This is a genomic window from Microbacterium karelineae, assembly GCF_009745985.1.
Classification (GTDB): Bacteria; Actinomycetota; Actinomycetes; order Actinomycetales; family Microbacteriaceae; genus Microbacterium; species Microbacterium karelineae.
On sequence record NZ_WFIX01000183.1, the window covers coordinates 82,490 to 101,134 of the forward strand.

12 protein-coding genes and 3 rRNA genes are annotated in these 18,645 nt (G+C 66.7%); all 15 read left to right on the forward strand.

The window, feature by feature from the left end; translation table 11 throughout:
- The first annotated feature begins 59 nt into the window (after positions 1-59).
- The 15 genes from GB932_RS11290 (at position 60) to rrf (ending at position 18,598) form a co-directional block, all read left to right on the forward strand.
- Positions 60-908 (forward strand): ABC transporter ATP-binding protein, encoded by an 849-nt coding sequence (locus GB932_RS11290; protein WP_156760799.1) that lies wholly within the window; start codon positions 60-62, stop codon positions 906-908.
- Complete coding sequence (locus GB932_RS11295; protein WP_156760800.1) at positions 905-1,900, forward strand: ABC transporter substrate-binding protein; 996 nt, start codon at positions 905-907, stop codon at positions 1,898-1,900. Before GB932_RS11290 ends, GB932_RS11295 begins: the two co-directional genes overlap by 4 nt.
- Positions 1,901-1,990: 90 nt before the next feature.
- Positions 1,991-4,072 carry an iron ABC transporter permease gene (locus GB932_RS11300; protein WP_231916147.1) on the forward strand — a complete coding sequence of 694 codons (2,082 nt, stop codon included), beginning with the start codon at positions 1,991-1,993 and terminating at the stop codon, positions 4,070-4,072.
- A gap of 162 nt (positions 4,073-4,234) precedes the next feature.
- Entirely contained in the window at positions 4,235-5,065 is an 831-nt protein-coding gene (locus tag GB932_RS11305) for an ABC transporter ATP-binding protein (RefSeq protein ID WP_156760802.1), read from the forward strand.
- 5 nt (positions 5,066-5,070) lie between these two features.
- Positions 5,071-5,820, forward strand: a complete 750-nt coding sequence (locus tag GB932_RS11310) for an ABC transporter permease (RefSeq protein ID WP_156760803.1) — start codon at positions 5,071-5,073, stop codon at positions 5,818-5,820.
- Positions 5,817-6,572, forward strand: a complete 756-nt coding sequence (locus GB932_RS11315; protein ID WP_156760804.1) for an ABC transporter permease — start codon at positions 5,817-5,819, stop codon at positions 6,570-6,572. The genes GB932_RS11310 and GB932_RS11315 overlap by 4 nt, the downstream gene beginning before the upstream one ends.
- Positions 6,573-6,604: 32 nt before the next feature.
- Positions 6,605-7,654 (forward strand): ABC transporter substrate-binding protein, encoded by a 1,050-nt coding sequence (locus GB932_RS11320; RefSeq protein WP_156760805.1) that lies wholly within the window; start codon positions 6,605-6,607, stop codon positions 7,652-7,654.
- Positions 7,655-7,665: 11 nt separating this feature from the next.
- Positions 7,666-8,685 carry an adenosine deaminase gene (gene add, locus GB932_RS11325; protein ID WP_197517447.1) on the forward strand — a complete coding sequence of 340 codons (1,020 nt, stop codon included), beginning with the start codon at positions 7,666-7,668 and terminating at the stop codon, positions 8,683-8,685.
- Between the two features lie 92 nt (positions 8,686-8,777).
- On the forward strand, positions 8,778-10,166 hold the full coding sequence (locus tag GB932_RS11330) for an NtaA/DmoA family FMN-dependent monooxygenase (protein WP_156760806.1): 1,389 nt from the start codon (positions 8,778-8,780) through the stop codon (positions 10,164-10,166).
- Between the two features lie 49 nt (positions 10,167-10,215).
- Positions 10,216-10,791, forward strand: coding sequence for a TetR family transcriptional regulator (locus tag GB932_RS11335; RefSeq protein ID WP_156760807.1), 576 nt, complete (start codon positions 10,216-10,218; stop codon positions 10,789-10,791).
- Between the two features lie 92 nt (positions 10,792-10,883).
- On the forward strand, positions 10,884-12,263 hold the full coding sequence (locus tag GB932_RS11340; RefSeq protein ID WP_156760808.1) for an NtaA/DmoA family FMN-dependent monooxygenase: 1,380 nt from the start codon (positions 10,884-10,886) through the stop codon (positions 12,261-12,263).
- Between the two features lie 25 nt (positions 12,264-12,288).
- Positions 12,289-12,807 (forward strand): flavin reductase family protein, encoded by a 519-nt coding sequence (locus GB932_RS11345; protein ID WP_156760809.1) that lies wholly within the window; start codon positions 12,289-12,291, stop codon positions 12,805-12,807.
- Positions 12,808-13,333: 526 nt separating this feature from the next.
- A 16S ribosomal RNA gene (locus GB932_RS11350) occupies positions 13,334-14,861 on the forward strand.
- Between the two features lie 372 nt (positions 14,862-15,233).
- A 23S ribosomal RNA gene (locus GB932_RS11355) occupies positions 15,234-18,333 on the forward strand.
- 148 nt (positions 18,334-18,481) lie between these two features.
- A 5S ribosomal RNA gene (gene rrf, locus GB932_RS11360) occupies positions 18,482-18,598 on the forward strand.
- The 16S, 23S and 5S rRNA genes sit together here, the layout of an rRNA operon.
- The last annotated feature ends 47 nt before the right edge of the window (positions 18,599-18,645 follow it).

Consider the following 18,645-nt stretch of genomic DNA (forward strand, 5'->3'; position numbering starts at 1 on the left):
GGCGCCGCGTGTGACGCCCGAGTTCTCAGGGCGCGCCAGGTGAGGTTAGGCTTACCTGCATGTCTGCCGATCGCGTCGCCCTGCGCGCGCACCGCGTCTGCATGGGGTACGGCCCCGTCGACGTCGTGCGCGATGCCGAGATCTCCCTCGAGCCCGGTGCCGTCGTGGGTCTCGTCGGGCCGAACGGATCCGGCAAGTCGACGCTGCTGCGCGGCCTCGCGCGGCTGCAGGGGATCCGCGAGGGCGAGATGCTCGTCGAGGGAGGCCGCGACGCGCTCGCGATCACATCGCGCGAGTTCGCGCGCATGGTCGCGATGCTCGCGCAGAGCCGGCCGGTTCCGTCGGGCGTCACGGTGCGCGACGTCGTCGAGTTCGGCCGCCACCCGCACCGCCGCGGCTGGCGCGGGCGCGACGACGACGGCGCGCGCGTCGTCGACCACGCGCTCGAGCTGACGGGCATGGAATCGCTCGCCGATGCCCTCGTCGACTCGCTCTCGGGCGGCCAGCTGCAGCGCGCCTGGTTCGCGAGCGCCCTCGCGCAGGACACCGGCGTGCTCCTCCTCGACGAGCCGACGAATCACCTCGACCTCCGCTACCAGATCGAGACGCTCGAGCTCATGCGCTCGCTCGCCGACGACCACGGCGTCGCCGTCGGCGTCGTGCTGCACGACCTCGACCAGGCGGCCGCGCTCGCGGATCGCCTCGTCGTGCTCTCGCGCGGCCGCGTCGTCGCGTCGGGCGATCCCGCCGAGGTGCTCACGAGCGCGCTCCTGAGCGACGTCTACGAGATCGACATCGAGGTCGAGCACGGCGCGGACGGACGCGCCCCACGGATCCACGCGCCGCGGATGCGTCTGCGGTGTTCGACGGGGGCGGCCCTGGCCGCCGCGAGCAAGGAGAACGCATGAAGAGGACAGCTGTCTGGACGACGGGGGCGATCGCGATCGCCGCGCTCACCCTGACGGGGTGCGGCGCGACGGAGGCGCCCGTCGAGGCGGGGGACGACGACGGGGCGGCCGCCGAGGCCATCACGATCGTCGACGGCCGGGGCGAGGAGGTCACGCTCCCCGACGGTCCCGCCCAGACGGTCGTCGCGCTCGAGTGGAACCAGGCCGAGTCGGTCGTCACCCTCGGCGGCGAGCTCGTGGGCCTGAGCGACGTCGACGGCTACACCAGCTGGGTGGGCGAGGCGGCGCCGCTGCCGAACGAGCCGACCGACCTCGGCGTCCGCACGGAGCCGAGCATCGAGGCCGTGTCCGAGCTCGAGCCCGACCTCATCATCGGCAGCCTGCGGTCGATCCCCGAGGAGGCCATGGAGCAGATGGAGCGCATCGCGCCCGTCGCGCTCTTCACGGGCGCCGATGCGGCGGATCCCCTCGACGTCGTGCGCTCCGACTTCGAGACGATCGCGACCCTGCTGGGCGCGGAGGAGCGCGGGGCCGAGGTGCTCGCCGAGTTCGACGAGACGCTCGAGGCCAACGCCGCGCGGATCGAGGACGCGGGCCTCGTGGGCACGCCCTTCGTGTTCGCGTCGCCGTACGCGGACGGGGCGAACGTCACGGTCCGCATGCACGGGCCGCGCTCGGCGACGCAGGCCGTCGCCACCGAGATGGGCCTCACCGCCGCTTGGGAGGACGACGGCGACGACGGATACGGCCTGTCGAACACCGACCTCGAGGGGCTCACGGCGCTGCCGGACGAGACCGAGTTCTTCTACTGGGACAACGCCGACGAGGAGGACGTCGTGAAGACGTCGCTCGCGGGCAGCGCCGTCTGGGAGAGCCTCGCGTTCGTCGAGGACGGGCGCGTGCACCCCGCCTCGCTCGGCATCTGGGCGTACGGCGGACCGGCCTCGATGGCGGCCTGGAGCGACGACATCGTCCGAGCCCTCGGGGCCTAGCGGATGGCGGGCGACACGGCGACGGCGGCTCCGCCTCGCACCGGACCGGAACCGGCATCCGCCGCGCGGACGCGCGGACGCGGACTGCCCGTGGTCGCGGTGGCGGGCGATGCGCCCGCCACCGCACGCGGGTGGTCGGCCGCGGCGATGGTCGGCGCCGCCGTCCTCGTCGTGGTGTGGCTGCTCGTCGCCGTCGTCGCCCATCTGACGCAGGGAACGGCCGACCTCGATCTCGCCGCGCTGTGGGCGCTCGTGACGGGGGAGGGCACCTCCCGCGACGCGGTCGTCGTCGCGGAATCGCGCGTGCCGCGCCTGCTCGCGGCGCTCGTCGTCGGATCCGCCCTCGGCGCCTCGGGCGCCGCCATGCAGGCCGTCGCACGGAACCCGCTCGCGTCTCCCGACACGACGGCCGTCAACGCCGGCGCGCACCTGGCTGTGACGATCGCGGCGGTGCTCGGCGCGACGCTCAGCCCGTTCGCCGGCGTCGGCGTCGCCTTCATCGGCGGGCTCGCGGGCGCCGCGGTCGTGATCGCGCTGTCGTCCGGGAAGGACGCGTCTCCGATCCGGCTCGTGCTCGCGGGATCCGCCATCACCCTCGGCGTCTCGTCGATCACGTCGGCGCTGCTGCTCATGTTCCCGTGGCGCACGCAGAACCTCTTCGCCTGGGGCGCGGGATCCCTCGCGCAGAACGGCTCGCAGACCGTGCTCACGCTGGCGCCCATCGTGGTCGTCGGCATCGCCGCCATCATCGTCTTCGGCCGCCGGCTCGACCTGCTGCAGCTCGGCGACGACGCGGCGCGGTCGCTCGGCCTCAATGTGGGCGCGACGCGCGTGTGGTTCATCGTCCTGGCGGTGCTGCTCGCCGCGACGGCGGTCTCGATCACGGGGCCGATCGGCTTCATCGGGCTGTGCGCGCCCATCCTCATGCGCGTGCTCGCGCGCTGGGTGCGCCCGATGCGGCGCCACCGGATCCTCGTGGGCATGAGCGCCGTGGCCGGCATCGCCCTCGTCCTCACGGCCGACGTGGTCCTGCGCGCGGTCGTGCCGGGCGGATCCCAGGTGACGATCCCCACGGGCGTCGTGACGGCGCTCATGGGCGCGATCTTCCTCATCGCCCTCGCCCAGACCGTGCGGACGGGCGTGTCGTCGGAGGCGCTCGCATCGATGCGCGCGGGAACCCGTTTCGGTCGGCGCGCCCCCTGGATCGTCATCGCCCTCGCGGGGGCAGGGCTTGTCGCGATCGCGGTCGCCGGTGCGCTGATCGGCGACTCGGCGCTCCTGCTCGGCGACGTCGCGCACTGGGTGCAGGGGGTCGCCTCCGTGCACGTGCAGATCGTGCTCGAGACGCGGATCCCGCGCGTGCTGGCCGCCGTGCTCGCGGGGGCGTGTCTCGCGATCGCCGGATGCCTCGTGCAGACGGTCACACGCAACCCGCTCGCGGATCCCGGCGTGCTCGGGATCTCGGGCGCGGCCGCGTTCGGCGCGGTCGCGGTGATCGTGACGATGCCCCAGGTGAGCTTCGTCCACACGCTGCTGGGGGCGCTCGCGGGCGCCGGCGCGGGGGCGGTGGTCGTGTTCGCGCTCGGGGCGGGCCGCGATGCCGGCCCCGCCCGCACAGTGCTCGTCGGCGTCGGGACGGGGGCGGCGGCGGGGGCCCTCACGACGCTGCTCATCGTGCGCACCGATCCGTTCAACCAGTCGATGGCGATCACCTGGCTCGGCGGATCCACCTACGGGGCCTTCTTCGCGCACCAGCTGCCGATGGTCGCGGCCCTCGTCGTCGCGGGGATCGTGCTCTCGCGCACGTCGCGCGACCTCGACCTCGTGCAGTTCGACGACACGACGCCGCGCACGCTCGGGATCGACCTCGGGCGCATGCAGATCCTGCACATCGCGATCGCGGTCGTGCTGACGGCCGTCGCGACGGCATCTGTCGGGGTGATCTCGTTCGTCGGCCTCGTCGCGCCGCATGCCGCGCGGCTCCTCGTCGGGAAGCGCCACGCGACGGTCCTGCCCCTCGCCGCGGCGCTCGGCGCGCTGCTCGTGGCGACGGCCGACCTCGTGGGCCGCACGGTCATCGCGCCGGGCCAGCTGCCGGCGGGCCTCGTCACGGCGGTCATCGGCACCCCGTACTTCCTCTGGCTGCTCTGGCGCATGCGCGCCCGACGCTGAAGCGGAGGCCGGGGGAGCGCCCGGCGCGGGTCGTCACGAGGGTGCCACCGTCGCGACACGGCCTCGAAACAGAGCGAACCTAGTTTGTGAACTAATCGATTCACTCGCGGTACGGGGTGATCGATCGTCCGCAAGCCGCTCGCTCGGAATCGAGGCCGTCCCATGACTCTCGCACCTCCGGAATTCGCCCAGCGCGTCGATCCGGCCCCGGCCGCGCCGCGCATGGCGGTGTCGATCGCAGGCGTCGACAAGTCCTTCGCCCTCGGCCGAGGCAGGACGCTCCAGGCTCTCGCCCAGGTCGATCTCGAGATCTCCGAGGGCGAGTTCGTCGCCGTCATCGGGCCGTCGGGATGCGGCAAATCGACGGTGCTGCGTCTCGCCGCCGGCCTCGACGAGCCGTCGAACGGCGACGTGGAGATCTTCGGCAACACCCCGCAGAAGCTCGCGCGGGAGCATCGCCTCGGCGTCGCGTTCCAGGAGCACGCGCTGCTCCCGTGGGCGTCGGTGCGCGCGAACATCGCGCTGCCCTACAAGGTCGCGGGTCGCCCCGTCGACGACGCCCGCGTCGACGGCCTCATCGAGCTCGTGGGCCTCGCGGGATTCGAGAAGGCGCGGCCGAAGCAGCTGTCCGGCGGGATGCGGCAGCGCGTCTCGATCGCGCGGGCGCTCGCCCTGAGCCCAGACCTCCTCCTCCTCGACGAGCCGTTCGGCGCGCTCGACGCCGTGACGCGGCGCCGGATGAACGGCGAGCTCGCACGCATCTGGGCGGAGGAGCGGATCACGACGATCCTCGTCACCCACGACGTCGACGAGGCGCTCATCCTCGCCGACCGGATCGTCGTCATGACGGGGCGTCCCGGTCACGTCCGCACCGTGCGGGGCGTCGACTTCCCGCGCCCACGCGATCGCGACGTGACGCGCAGCCCCGAGTTCCACGAGCTCGTCGACGAGCTCACCGCGCTGCTCGACGGATCCGACGGGGCGGTCGAGTGACCCGGGTGCGGCGCTCCCCGGCCGTCGTCGGATACGCGATCGCCGGCACCGCCGCGCTCCTCGTCGGCGCGCAGCTCATCGGCCGGTTCGAGCTGGCGGGCAAAGCGTGGCCGCCGCTCACGGACGTCATCGCGTACGTCGCGACGCCCGCAGGAGGGAGCCTCCTCCTGCGCAACCTCGTCGTCACGCTCGAATCGGCCGCGAAGGGGCTCGTCATCGGCATCGCGGTCGCGGTCATCGGCGCGGCGCTCGCCCTCGTCGTCCCGATACTGCGCCCGGGGCTCGACCGCTTCTCGGCGATCCTCCACGCCGTCCCGACGATCGCGCTCGCGCCGCTGCTGATCACGACGGCCGGCCGGGAGGCGACTCCCACGGTCATCGCGGCCCTGAGCGTCGGCTTCCTCATGTTCGTCACCATGACGTCGGCGTTCGCGAACGGCAGCGCCGCGCACGCCGACGTGTTCACGGTTCTCGGAGCGTCGCGCTTCGCGCGGCTCACGCGATTCGAGCTCCCGCGGGCGATCCCCTCCTTCTTCGACGGGCTCACCCTGTGCGCGCCCGCCGCCGTTCTCGGGGCGACGATCGGCGAGTGGTTCGGCGCCCCGATGGGGCTCGGCCTGCTCATCGTCAGCTCGATGCAGAACTTCCAGATGTCGCTGCTCTGGGCGGCCGCGATCGCGGCGACGCTCGTCTCCCTCGCGGCCTATCTCGCCTTCACACGACTGCAGCGCTTCGTCGCGGGGAGGTTCGCATGATGCGCCTGCGCGCGTTCGGAGCGGGGATCCTGCACCTCTGGCCCATCGCCCTCGTGATCGTCGCGTGGGATCTGTGGGTCGTCGTGAACGGGTACACCTCGACGGTGGCGCCGCGGCCGTGGCTCGTCTTCGAGGACGTCGTCACGAGCGTCGGCGCCTACGTCCCGTCGGCGGCGTACACGATCGTCGTGGCCCTCATCGGTCTCGTCGGCGGCACCCTCGTCGGCTTCTGCGCGGCCGTGGTCGTCTGGTCCTCGGCGGCGCTCGCCGGCGTCGTCACGCCCGCGGCGCTCGTGATCCGCTCGGTGCCGATCACGGCGCTGATCCCGATCATCGCGCGCATCGTCGGGTACGGGGATCCGGCCGTCGTCGCCTCGACCGTGCTGATCTGCTTCTTCCCCGCATTCGTCTTCACGCTGTCCGGGCTCGCCGCGATCCCCGACAGCAGCCGAGACCTGTTCCGCGTGCTCGGCGCGGGGCGCGCACAGCTGCTCGTGCGGCTCGGCGTGCTGTACGCGCTGCCGAACCTGATGGTGTCGGTGCGCATCACGGCGCCGACCGCCGTGCTCGCGGCGATGCTTGCGGAGTTCCTCATGGGCGCGAGCGGTCTCGGCGCGATGTTCTCGACATCCCGCAGCTATTCCGACATGGAGCGCGCGTGGGGCACCGCCGTCGTCGCGACCGTCGTCTCCGTCCTCGTGTTCGTCGGCGCCCGAGCCCTCGAGCGCCGCGTGGTCGCGCGCGTCGTGTGACCCGCTCTCGTCCCCACCCGAAGGAGTTCCCCATGACCCGCACACCCGCCCGCCGGCTCCGCCTCGCCGCGGCGTCCGGCGTCGCTCTCACCGCATCGATCGCCCTCTCCGCCTGCGCGGGAAGTGCGGCCGAGGAGTCCGCCGACGGCCTCACGACCGTCCGCGTCTCGCTGGGCTGGATCTCGAACGTCGAATGGGCCGGATTCTGGATCGCCGATGCGAACGGCTACTACGAGGAGGAGGGGCTCGACATCGAGTGGATCGGCGGCGGGCCCAACGCCCCGACGACGATGCAGTCCGTCGCGGCCGGCGACGCGGACATCGGGATCAACGCCGGCGGTCAGCAGTGGGTCGCGTCGTTCGCCGACGGCAACGAGTGGACGGCCATCGGCGCCCTGTTCCAGGAGAGCCCCGGCGCGATCGTCTCGATGGCCGACGACCCCGTGCACTCCGCCGAGGATCTCGTCGGCGACACCGTCATGGGGCAGGAGGGCACGCAGATCATGTACGACGCCATGTTCCGCCTCGAGGGCCTCGAGCCCGACTACGAGTTCATCCCCGTCGGCTTCGACATCGCGCCCCTCGTCGAGGGGCAGGGATCCGCCTACACGGCGTACTCCACGAACCAGCCGATCATGCTCGAGGAGCAGTACGAGCTGTCGCCCGACGACTACGTCGTCACGATGTACACCGACCTCGGCCTGCCCATGTACGGGAACATCGTCTACGGCCAGTCCGACTACGTCGCAGGCAACGGCGATGTCATGGAGGGCTTCCTCCGCGCGTCGATCCGCGGCTGGGAGGAGAACGCCGACGATCCGGCTGTCGGCGCGGAGCTCGCCGTGAACGAGTACGGCGCGGATCTCGGCCTCGACCTCGTGCAGCAGACCCGCGAGAACGAGCTGCAGCAGGAGCTCGTCGAGGGAGCGAGCGGCGACCCGCTCTTCTGGATGGACACCGAGCGGCTCGCGGGTGAGATGTACACGGGCCTCGACGCCGCCGGGTACGAGGACCTGCCCGATCCCGAGAGCTACGTCGACATGAGCTACCTCGAGGCCGCGCACGCGAGCCTCGCCGAGTGACGGGACATCCGATGACGATCACCGAGACCGCGGCCCCGATCACCACGGCCGGCGTGCGAGACCTGCGCGAGCTCCCGAAGGGGCACCTGCACCTGCACATGGAGGCGGGCATGCGTCCGTCGACGCTCGCCGAGCTCTGCGCGGAGCTCGGCATCGCCCCTCCCGATGTCACGGCGTACTCCGGGTTCACGGAGTTCTCGGCGATGTACCGCACCCTCCTCGCGGTGCTGCATGTCGAGGACAATGTGCGGCGCCTCATCGACGAGATCTTCGAGGACAGTGCGGACCACGGCGTCGCCTGGCTCGAGCTCAACGTGAGCCCCACCTTCTACGCGCAGCAGTACGGATCCATCCCTGCGGCGCTCGACGCGCTCCTCGCGATGGCGGCGGAGTCATCGGAGCGCCACGGCGTCGCCTGCGGATTCATGGTGACCGCCGACCGTACGGCGGGGCTGGAGCTCGCCGTCGCGCTCGCCGAGGCGGCGGCGGCCCGCGCGGGCCGAGGCGTCGTCTCGATGGGTCTCGCCGCCGAGGAGCGCGGGAACCCGTGCGCCGACTTCGGTCCGGCGTTCCGGATCGCGAAGGACGCCGGGCTGCAGGTCACGCCGCACGCGGGCGAGCTCGTCGGCCCCGAGTCGGTGCGCGGCGCGCTCGACGTCCTCGACGCGGACCGCGTGCTGCACGGCATCCGCGCCGTCGAGGATCCCGCGCTCGTGGCGGAGCTCGCCGAGAGGGGCATCCCGCTCGACATCTGCCCGACCTCGAACCTCGTCCTCGTCGACTCGATCACCGACCTCAGGGCGCACCCGATCCGCGATCTGCTCGCGGCGGGTGTGCGCTGCTCGATCAACGCCGACGATCCGATCCTCTTCGGGCCCGGCCTCCTCGAGGAATACGAGACCTGCCGCAGGGTCGTCGGCCTCACCGACGAGCAGCTCGCGCAGTGCGCGTGGACGTCCATCGAGACGACGCTCGCCCCCGAACCGGTCAAGGAGGCGGCCAGGGCGCGCATCGCGGACTGGCTCGCCTGACGCACAAGCCGGGCGGTGTCGCGTCGTCGGGTCGCGGCACCGCCCATCCCTCGCCCCACCGACGGGCCTCATCACCACAGACGGGAATCCGCATGAAGACGCTGCATTTCGGAGTATTCGAGGTCATGGGCCCGCAGGTGGGCGGCACGCTCAGCTGGCCGCACCCGCTGAGTGCGAGCATCGACTACGCCGATCCGCAGCATTGGATCCGCATGGCGCGCACGGTCGAGGACGCCGGCTTCGACTTCCTGTTCTTCGCGGGCGGATACGGCTATCCGATCGTCGGCGACGACATCTCGCGCGTCGCAGTCGAGCGGGGGATCAACTTCGCGGGCCTCGATCCCGACTACCTCATCCCGATGCTCGCCCAGGCCACCTCGCGGCTCGGATTCGTCGTGACCATGCCGACGGGAGTCGACCATCCCGTGCAGCTCGCGCGCCGATTCACGACGCTCGATCACCTCACCCGCGGCCGCATCGGCTGGAACATCGTGACGGGCGCCTCCCAGAACGCCGTCGCCGATGTCTTCGGCCATGACGAGATGGTGCCGCACGACGTGCGCTACGCCATGGCGCGCGAGTTCGTCGAGCTCGCGGCGACGATGTGGGAGTCGTCGTGGAGCGACGACGCGCTCGTCGCCGACAGGGTGACGGGCGAGTTCGCGCGGCGCGACGGCGTGCGCCGCCTCGACTATGCGGGCGAGCACTACTCCTCCCGCGGCTACTACACGGCGCCCCCGTCGCCGCAGCGCACGCCCGTGCTGTTCCAGGCGGGGACCTCGCCGACGGGTCGTGCGTTCGCCGCCGGAAGCGCCGAGTGCGTGTTCGTGCAGGCGACGACGCCGACGCGCACGGCGTCCGCCGTCGCCGACATCCGCCGGCTCGCGGACGAGCGCGGCCGCGACGGCGCCGGGCTGAAGCTCATGGCGGGCATGACGGTCTTCGTCGCGGAGACCGCCGACCGAGCGCGCGAGCTCGAGGCCGAGTTCGACGCGATGCAGACCGACGAGATCGTCGCGGCGCTGTACGCGGGGAACACCGGGATCGACCTGCTGTCGCTCGACCCGGATCGCACGCTGCACCAGGTTCTCGACGCGGGCGGGCCGGTCGGACAGATGGGGACGAGCAACATCGAGCGCTTCCTCGGCGACGACGCACCGATGGTGCGCGAGATCCTCGACCAGCTGCGCGGCCGCGGTACGCGCGGATTCCGTGTCGTGGGCGACGGCGCGAGCGTGGCCGATCAGATCGAGCGTCTCGCGGCGGAGACCGACCTCGACGGGTTCCTCATCGAACCGGTCTTCGCCCCGTCCGATCTCGAGGCGTTCGGTCGGCTCGTCATGCCGATCCTCCGCGGCCGCGGGCGCCTCGCCGATGCCAGGCCGGGCGAGACGCTCCGCGCGCGGATGACCCAGACGCCCGAGAACGACCGGTTGGGATCCGCGCACCCCGTGATCGCCGCGGCCCCGGTCCCCGCCTGACGGGGCCGCCGTTCCGGACGGGCGCGATGTGCCTCCTATCCTGGAGCGCATGACCTCCACTCCCGAGCGCGATCGCCTGCTCGATCTGGTCGCCGACCTGATCCTGCGCGAGGGGATGATCGATGTCAGCCTCAGCGCGATCGCCCGCGGCGTCGGATCCAACAACCGCATGCTCCTGTACTACTTCGAGTCGAAGGAGAACCTCCTCGACGAGGCGTCGGTGCGCGCGTTCGACCGCTTCGAGCGCCTGCGCGACCTGTTCGCGCGATTGGCTGGCGACGGGTCCCTCGAGGACCGGCTGCTCGCCGCGTGGGATGACCTGTCGGCGCCGGAGAACGTGCCGTATCTGCGGATGTACTTCCAGCGGTTCGGGGTCGCGATGCGCGACGCGGATCAGTGGGCGTCGTTCACGGAGCGCGCGGGACACGAGTGGGTCGACCTCACGTGGCGGGTCATCGCGGACGAGGGGCACGGCGAGGAGCGGGCGCGCGTCGTCGCGACCGAGATCGTCGCTCTGTGGCGCGGCCTGCAGTTCGCTCTCCTGACGGGGGTGGATCCGGATCGGCTGCGGGCCGCCTACGGCGTGGGCGTCCGCGGGGCGCTGGCCGCGCTCGACGAGTCCTGATCACGGCTTGTTCTCGCCGCCGTGACGCGGGGGAAACATGCCGCTCGTAGCGTGTGAACTGATCAGTTCACATACGAGCGAGAGGCAGGCCCATGGCGGAACCGTGGAAGATCGGCATGTTCCAGTGCGCGGGGCTGATGGGGGCGTGGAAGCTCCCGGAGAACAGGTCCACGGAGCTGTTCGAGCTCGACCATTGGATCCGCATGGTGCGGCGCTGCGAGGACGCGGGGGCCGACTTCTTCTTCTTCGCCGACGACTACGGGTACCCCGTCGTGGGCGACGGGATCCCCGATACGGCGGTCCGCGGCGGGGTGCAGTTCCCCAAGGGCGACCCCACGATGATCCTCCCGGCGCTCGCGGCCGTGACGGAGCGCATCGGCCTCGTCACCACGCTCTCGACCCAGGTCGAGCTGCCTCCGATGGTCGCCCGCAAGATGGCGACCCTCGACCATATGACGAACGGCCGAGTGGGCTGGAACATCGTCACCGGCGCGGGGCAGAACGCGTCGGCGCGGCTGTTCGGGCGCCCGCTGACCGAGCACGACGCGCGCTATGAGATCGCTGACGACCACGTCGACCTCAGCCTGAAGCTGTGGGAGGGGTGCTGGGACGAAGGTGCGCTGCGGGTCGATCGCGACGCGGGCGTCTACGCCGATCCGGACGGTGTGCGCGAGATCGTGCACGACGGCCCGCACTTCCGTTCCCGCGGTGTGCTCGCCGTGCCGCCGGGGCCGCAGCGCACGCCGATGCTCTTCCAGGCCGGCGCGTCGGTGCCGGGGCGGGCTCTGGCGGCGAAGTACGCGGAGGCGGTGTTCCTCGCCGCCGAGGTGCCCGCGCTGAAGGAGCAGATCGCCGACATCCGGCGGCGCGCCGCCGAGAACGGCAGGGATCCGCGGGGCATCAAGTGCCTGATCGCGGGCACCTTCTACGTCGGCGAGACGAACGAGGACGCGCAGCGGATCCGGGCGCGGCAGGTGGCGACGAAGACGCTCGACGACGCGGCCGCCTCCTATGCGTTCTTCACGGGCCTCGATCTGTCGAAGATGGATCCGGACAAGCCGCTCGACCCGGAGGCGGGCCTCACTCAGACAGGACGCACGAACGTCGAGCGCTTCCTCGGGCCGAACGCGCCGACGGTGCGCGAGATCCTCGAGGAGTTCCAGGCGAACAGCGTCATGGGCGCGCCCTATGTCGGGAGCCCGGTCGAGGTCGTCGACGAGGCGCAGGCGGTCCTCGACGAGACCGATGCCGACGGCTTCCTCGTGCAGCCGGATCACACGGGGACGTTCGACAGCTTCATCGACCTCGTCATGCCGGAGCTGCGCCGACGCGGCCTGGTCGCCGATGCAGTGGAGCGGACGACGCTCCGCGAACGGCTGACGGGATCGGGATCCCCGCACCTCGCGCCGGAGCATCCGGGGGCCGCCTACCGACGCACGACGGAGCCGGCGCGCGAACCGGCCGGCGTCTGACCGAGCAGAGAGAGCATTCGAGAGCATGAGCACTTCCCAGACACAGATTCCCGGCGTCGAGGCGCGCGCGTTCCGCAGCGCCATGGGGCGGTACGCCTCGGGCGTCACCGTGGTGACGGGGCACGACGGAGCGGAGCCCGTGGGCTTCACCTGCCAGTCGTTCTACAGCGTCTCGATCGAGCCGATGCTCGTCTCGTTCTGTGTGATGAAGACGTCGACGTCGTATCCGCGGATCCGCAGCTCGGGGCGCTTCGCCGTCAACGTCCTCGCGGGCGAGCAGGAGGAGGTGTCGACGAGGTTCGCACGGAAGGGCGTCGACAAGTGGGCCGGTCTGGAGTGGGGCATGTCCGGGGCGGGGAACCCGCTGCTTCCCGGCGCGCTCCTCTCTGTGTGCTGCCGACTGTGGGCGGAGCACGATGCGGGCGATCACTGGATCGTGCTGGGGGAGGTGCAGCAGGTGAGCATGCCGGACGAGCCGAGCGACCCGCTGCTCTTCTATCGCGGGGCGTATCACCGGCTGGCGGCGCTCGGATCCGCGGCGTAGTCGCGCGACACGCCCGGATGGCGGCCCGAGTTGGCGCGGTGTTCACGTCCGCGTAATGTATTCACTTGTCGCCGCCAAGCGGTGAGGTTGAGCCGGAAGGTTCCTTCATCCCAGACAGGCGACACAGCGAAGATGACTGGTTCGGATTCGCTCCTGTGTGAGCAGGCTTCTCGGTTCGAGGGCGTTCAGGTTTCACTCAGGTGCGGTTCGTAAGGTTGTCTCTTGTGCCTCAGGGCTCAAGCGGTTGGGTTCGATCACAGCTACGGCGTGTCGGGTTTGACAGCGAGGACCTGGGGGATAAGATAGAGAAGTTGCCCCGGAGGGCTCAGTCGGGAGGCTGAGGGCCGGGTGCGTCTGATCCTTGAGAACTCAACAGCGTGCACTTGTCAAATGCCAATTTATTGATTGTCCCTGGCCTTTTGGTCAGAGCAATTCCTTTTTGGATCATTTGGTGTCAGATGACATCACATTGGTCAGCATCAAACTCGCTGCTCACTCGTTTTCCCGTGTGGGTATGCATTTTTTCTTTTTGGAGAGTTTGATCCTGGCTCAGGATGAACGCTGGCGGCGTGCTTAACACATGCAAGTCGAACGATGAAGCACCAGCTTGCTGGTGTGGATTAGTGGCGAACGGGTGAGTAACACGTGAGCAACCTGCCCCGGACTTTGGGATAAGCGCTGGAAACGGCGTCTAATACCGAATACGCACCATGAAGGCATCTTCGATGGTGGGAAAGATTTTTCGGTCCGGGAGGGGCTCGCGTCCTATCAGCTTGTTGGTGAGGTAATGGCTCACCAAGGCGTCGACGGGTAGCCGGCCTGAGAGGGTGACCGGCCACACTGGGACTGAGACACGGCCCAGACTCCTACGGGAGGCAGCAGTGGGGAATATTGCACAATGGGCGCAAGCCTGATGCAGCAACGCCGCGTGAGGGACGACGGCCTTCGGGTTGTAAACCTCTTTTAGTAGGGAAGAAGCCTTCGGGTGACGGTACCTGCAGAAAAAGCGCCGGCTAACTACGTGCCAGCAGCCGCGGTAATACGTAGGGCGCAAGCGTTATCCGGAATTATTGGGCGTAAAGAGCTCGTAGGCGGCTTGTCGCGTCTGCTGTGAAAACTGGAGGCTCAACTTCCAGCGTGCAGTGGGTACGGGCAGGCTAGAGTGCGGTAGGGGAGATTGGAATTCCTGGTGTAGCGGTGGAATGCGCAGATATCAGGAGGAACACCGATGGCGAAGGCAGATCTCTGGGCCGTAACTGACGCTGAGGAGCGAAAGAGTGGGGAGCAAACAGGCTTAGATACCCTGGTAGTCCACTCCGTAAACGTTGGGAACTAGTTGTGGGGGCCTTTCCACGGTCTCCGTGACGCAGCTAACGCATTAAGTTCCCCGCCTGGGGAGTACGGCCGCAAGGCTAAAACTCAAAGGAATTGACGGGGACCCGCACAAGCGGCGGAGCATGCGGATTAATTCGATGCAACGCGAAGAACCTTACCAAGGCTTGACATACACCGGAAACGGCCAGAGATGGTCGCCCCCTTGTGGTCGGTGTACAGGTGGTGCATGGTTGTCGTCAGCTCGTGTCGTGAGATGTTGGGTTAAGTCCCGCAACGAGCGCAACCCTCGTTCTATGTTGCCAGCACGTTATGGTGGGAACTCATGGAATACTGCCGGGGTCAACTCGGAGGAAGGTGGGGATGACGTCAAATCATCATGCCCCTTATGTCTTGGGCTTCACGCATGCTACAATGGCCGGTACAATGGGCGGCGATACCGCGAGGTGGAGCGAATCCCAAAAAGCCGGTCCCAGTTCGGATTGAGGTCTGCAACTCGACCTCATGAAGTCGGAGTCGCTAGTAATCGCAGATCAGCAACGCTGCGGTGAATACGTTCCCGGGTCTTGTACACACCGCCCGTCAAGTCATGAAAGTCGGTAACACCTGAAGCCGGTGGCCTAACCCCTTGTGGGAGGGAGCTGTCGAAGGTGGGATCGGTAATTAGGACTAAGTCGTAACAAGGTAGCCGTACCGGAAGGTGCGGCTGGATCACCTCCTTTCTAAGGAGCATCTTGAATCGGTCCGGTTTCGATCGGGTCTGGTTCTAAGGCGCCTGCTCGGAGCGAATGTCTTCGAGGGGTGAGCTCATGGGTGGAACATTTGACAAGGCGTCTCGTGATGATGGTTCTGATCAGTACGCGGCCCTTTTTGGTTGTGGGAACGTCGGGGTTGTCGGAGCGGGGCGCGTGCACGTTGTTGGGTCCTGAAGGCTCAGTCGTTTGGCTGCAGCTTTCGGCCCCCGGGATGAAGCACCTGTTGGTGTGGAGTTCGGGGTGCGACCGTACTTTGAGAACTACACAGTGGACGCGAGCATCTTAAAGAAAGCGAACACAGGCGAGGGTCTTTTTGATCTTTGTCTGTGACTCATGTGATTTCAAGTCTTTAAGAGCAGACGGTGGATGCCTTGGCATCTGGAGCCGAAGAAGGACGTAGCAATCTGCGATAAGCCTTGGGGAGCCGATAAGCGGGCTGTGATCCGAGGATTTCCGAATGGGGAAACCCCGCCAGGCGCATTTATGTGTTCTGGTGACTCCCGCCTGAATGTATAGGGCGGGTAGAGGGAACGTGGGGAAGTGAAACATCTCAGTACCCACAGGAAGAGAAAACAAAAGTGATTCCGTGAGTAGTGGCGAGCGAAAGCGGATGAGGCTAAACCGTGCGTGTGTGAGAGCCGGCAGGCGTTGCACGTGCGGGGTTGTGGGACCTACTAGGAGTCGCTGCCGTGATTCCGATCGTACAGAAGCGTATAGACGAACCCGTTTGAAAGCGGGACCAGAGAGAGTGCCAGTCTCGTAGTCGACATGCGTGTTCTGCGGTTGTGGGGATCCCAAGTAGCACGGGGCCCGTGAAATCCTGTGTGAATCTGTCAGGACCACCTGATAAGCCTAAATACTTCCAGATGACCGATAGCGGACAAGTACCGTGAGGGAAAGGTGAAAAGTACCCCGGGAGGGGAGTGAAATAGTACCTGAAACCGTCTGCTTACAAACCGTCGGAGCCTCCTTGTAGGGGTGACGGCGTGCCTTTTGAAGAATGAGCCTGCGAGTTAGTGATACGTGGCGAGGTTAACCCGGGTGGGGTAGCCGTAGCGAAAGCGAGTCTGAATAGGGCGATCGAGTCGCGTGTTCTAGACCCGAAGCGAAGTGATCTATCCATGGCCAGGCTGAAGCGACGGTAAGACGTCGTGGAGGGCCGAACCCACTTAGGTTGAAAACTGAGGGGATGAGCTGTGGATAGGGGTGAAAGGCCAATCAAACTTCGTGATAGCTGGTTCTCTCCGAAATGCATTTAGGTGCAGCGTTGCGTGTTTCTTGCCGGAGGTAGAGCTACTGGATGGCCGATGGGGCCCAAAAGCTTACTGACGTCAGCCAAACTCCGAATGCCGGTAAGTGAGAGCGCAGCAGTGAGACTGTGGGGGATAAGCTTCATAGTCGAGAGGGAAACAACCCAGACCACCATCTAAGGTCCCTAAGCGCGTGCTAAGTGGGAAAGGATGTGGAGTTGCTTAGACAACCAGGAGGTTGGCTTAGAAGCAGCCACCCTTGAAAGAGTGCGTAATAGCTCACTGGTCAAGTGATTCCGCGCCGACAATGTAACGGGGCTCAAGCACGCCACCGAAGTTGTGGCATTGACACATGCGGCTAGCCTTCGTGGTTCAGTCGTGTTGATGGGTAGGAGAGCGTCGTGTGCCGGGTGAAGCGGCGGAGTGATCCAGCCGTGGACGGCACACGAGTGAGAATGCAGGCATGAGTAGCGAATGACACGTGAGAAACGTGTCCTCCGAATGACCAAGGGTTCCAGGGTCAAGCTAATCTTCCCTGGGTAAGTCGGGACCTAAGGCGAGGCCGACAGGCGTAGTCGATGGACAACGGGTTGATATTCCCGTACCGGCGAAGAACCGTCCAAGCTAATCCAGTGGTGCTAAGCGCCCGAATCCATCCATCGTCACCTTCGGGTGGCACCGGGTGGGCTAGCGCGCGACCCCATGCTGGTGCGGTTAGCGTATTAACAGGTGTGACGCAGGAAGGCAGCCCAGCTGGCAGATGGTGTCCAGTGCAAGCGTGTAGGCCGGGTCATAGGCAAATCCGTGACCCATGAGGCTGAGACGTGATGCGTTTCAAGTGGGTGATCCTATGCTGCCGAGAAAAGCATCGACGCGAGGTTCTAGCTGCCCGTACCCCAAACCGACTCAGGTGGTCAGGTAGAGAATACCAAGGAGATCGAGATAATCGTGGTTAAGGAACTCGGCAAAATGGCCCCGTAACTTCGGGAGAAGGGGCGCCCAGCACTTATAGGCACTTGCTGCTGAAAGGGTGTGTGGGTCGCAGAGACCAGTGGGGAACGACTGTTTACTAAAAACACAGGTCCGTGCGAAGTCGCAAGACGATGTATACGGACTGACGCCTGCCCGGTGCCGGAAGGTTAAGAGGACGAGTTAACCGTTTGGTGAAGCTCAGAATTTAAGCCCCGGTAAACGGCGGTGGTAACTATAACCATCCTAAGGTAGCGAAATTCCTTGTCGGGTAAGTTCCGACCTGCACGAATGGCGTAACGATTCCCCAACTGTCTCAACCACGAACTCGGCGAAATTGCACTACGAGTAAAGATGCTCGTTTCGCGCAGCAGGACGGAAAGACCCCGTGACCTTTACTATAGCTTGGTATTGGTGTTCTGTGTGGCTTGTGTAGGATAGGTGGGAGACTGTGAAGCGATCACGCTAGTGATTGTGGAGTCGTTGTTGAAATACCACTCTGGTCACTTGGGACATCTAACTTCGGACCGTGATCCGGTTCAGGGACAGTGCCTGGTGGGTAGTTTAACTGGGGCGGTTGCCTCCCAAAGAGTAACGGAGGCGCCCAAAGGTTCCCTCAACCTGGTTGGCAATCAGGTGGCGAGTGTAAGTGCACAAGGGAGCTTGACTGTGAGACTGACAGGTCGAGCAGGGACGAAAGTCGGGACTAGTGATCCGGCAGTGGCTTGTGGAAGCGCTGTCGCTCAACGGATAAAAGGTACCTCGGGGATAACAGGCTGATCTTGCCCAAGAGTCCATATCGACGGCATGGTTTGGCACCTCGATGTCGGCTCGTCGCATCCTGGGGCTGGAGTTGGTCCCAAGGGTTGGGCTGTTCGCCCATTAAAGCGGTACGCGAGCTGGGTTTAGAACGTCGTGAGACAGTTCGGTCCCTATCCGCTGCGTGCGTTGGAAGTTTGAGAGGATCTGACCCTAGTACGAGAGGACCGGGTTGGACGAACCTCTGGTGTGCCAGTTGTACCGCCAGGTGCATGGCTGGTTGGCTACGTTCGGGATGGATAACCGCTGAAAGCATCTAAGCGGGAAGCCGGCCTCAAGATGAGACTTCCATGGGTTTCGGCCCGTGAGGCTCCCAGCAGATTACTGGGTTGATAGGCCAGATGTGGAAGCACGGTAACGTGTGCAGCTGACTGGTACTAATAAGCCGATGACTTGATAACACTTCGTTCTTCTTAACGATCTTCGCGTCCACTTTGTGGTTCTCAGGGTATGGTTTGCGCCGTACTTGTGGGGACAAGTAAACAGTGTCCAGCTGTTGAAGCACAGGTTTGCCTGCGCCTCTTTTGAGGGGTGTGTGGTGGTAGGTGTTTCGGTGGTTATTGCGAGAGGGAAACGCCCGGTTACATTCCGAACCCGGAAGCTAAGCCTCTCAGCGCCGATGGTACTGCACCGGGGACGGTGTGGGAGAGTAGGTCGCCGCCGGACTTCACGTAGACGAAAGGGTCGCCCAATGCTGGGCGACCCTTTCGTGC

Bases quoted from the DNA above. Each gene is read 5' to 3' on its own strand.
- GB932_RS11290 (WP_156760799.1), top strand. From the start codon at position 60: ATGTCTGCCGATCGCGTCGCCCTGCGCGCGCACCGCGTCTGCATGGGG.
- GB932_RS11295 (WP_156760800.1), top strand. From the start codon at position 905: ATGAAGAGGACAGCTGTCTGGACGACGGGGGCGATCGCGATCGCCGCG.
- GB932_RS11305 (WP_156760802.1), top strand. From the start codon at position 4,235: ATGACTCTCGCACCTCCGGAATTCGCCCAGCGCGTCGATCCGGCCCCG.
- GB932_RS11315 (WP_156760804.1), top strand. From the start codon at position 5,817: ATGATGCGCCTGCGCGCGTTCGGAGCGGGGATCCTGCACCTCTGGCCC.
- GB932_RS11320 (WP_156760805.1), top strand. From the start codon at position 6,605: ATGACCCGCACACCCGCCCGCCGGCTCCGCCTCGCCGCGGCGTCCGGC.
- add (WP_197517447.1), top strand. From the start codon at position 7,666: ATGACGATCACCGAGACCGCGGCCCCGATCACCACGGCCGGCGTGCGA.
- GB932_RS11330 (WP_156760806.1), top strand. From the start codon at position 8,778: ATGAAGACGCTGCATTTCGGAGTATTCGAGGTCATGGGCCCGCAGGTG.
- GB932_RS11335 (WP_156760807.1), top strand. From the start codon at position 10,216: ATGACCTCCACTCCCGAGCGCGATCGCCTGCTCGATCTGGTCGCCGAC.
- GB932_RS11340 (WP_156760808.1), top strand. From the start codon at position 10,884: ATGGCGGAACCGTGGAAGATCGGCATGTTCCAGTGCGCGGGGCTGATG.
- GB932_RS11345 (WP_156760809.1), top strand. From the start codon at position 12,289: ATGAGCACTTCCCAGACACAGATTCCCGGCGTCGAGGCGCGCGCGTTC.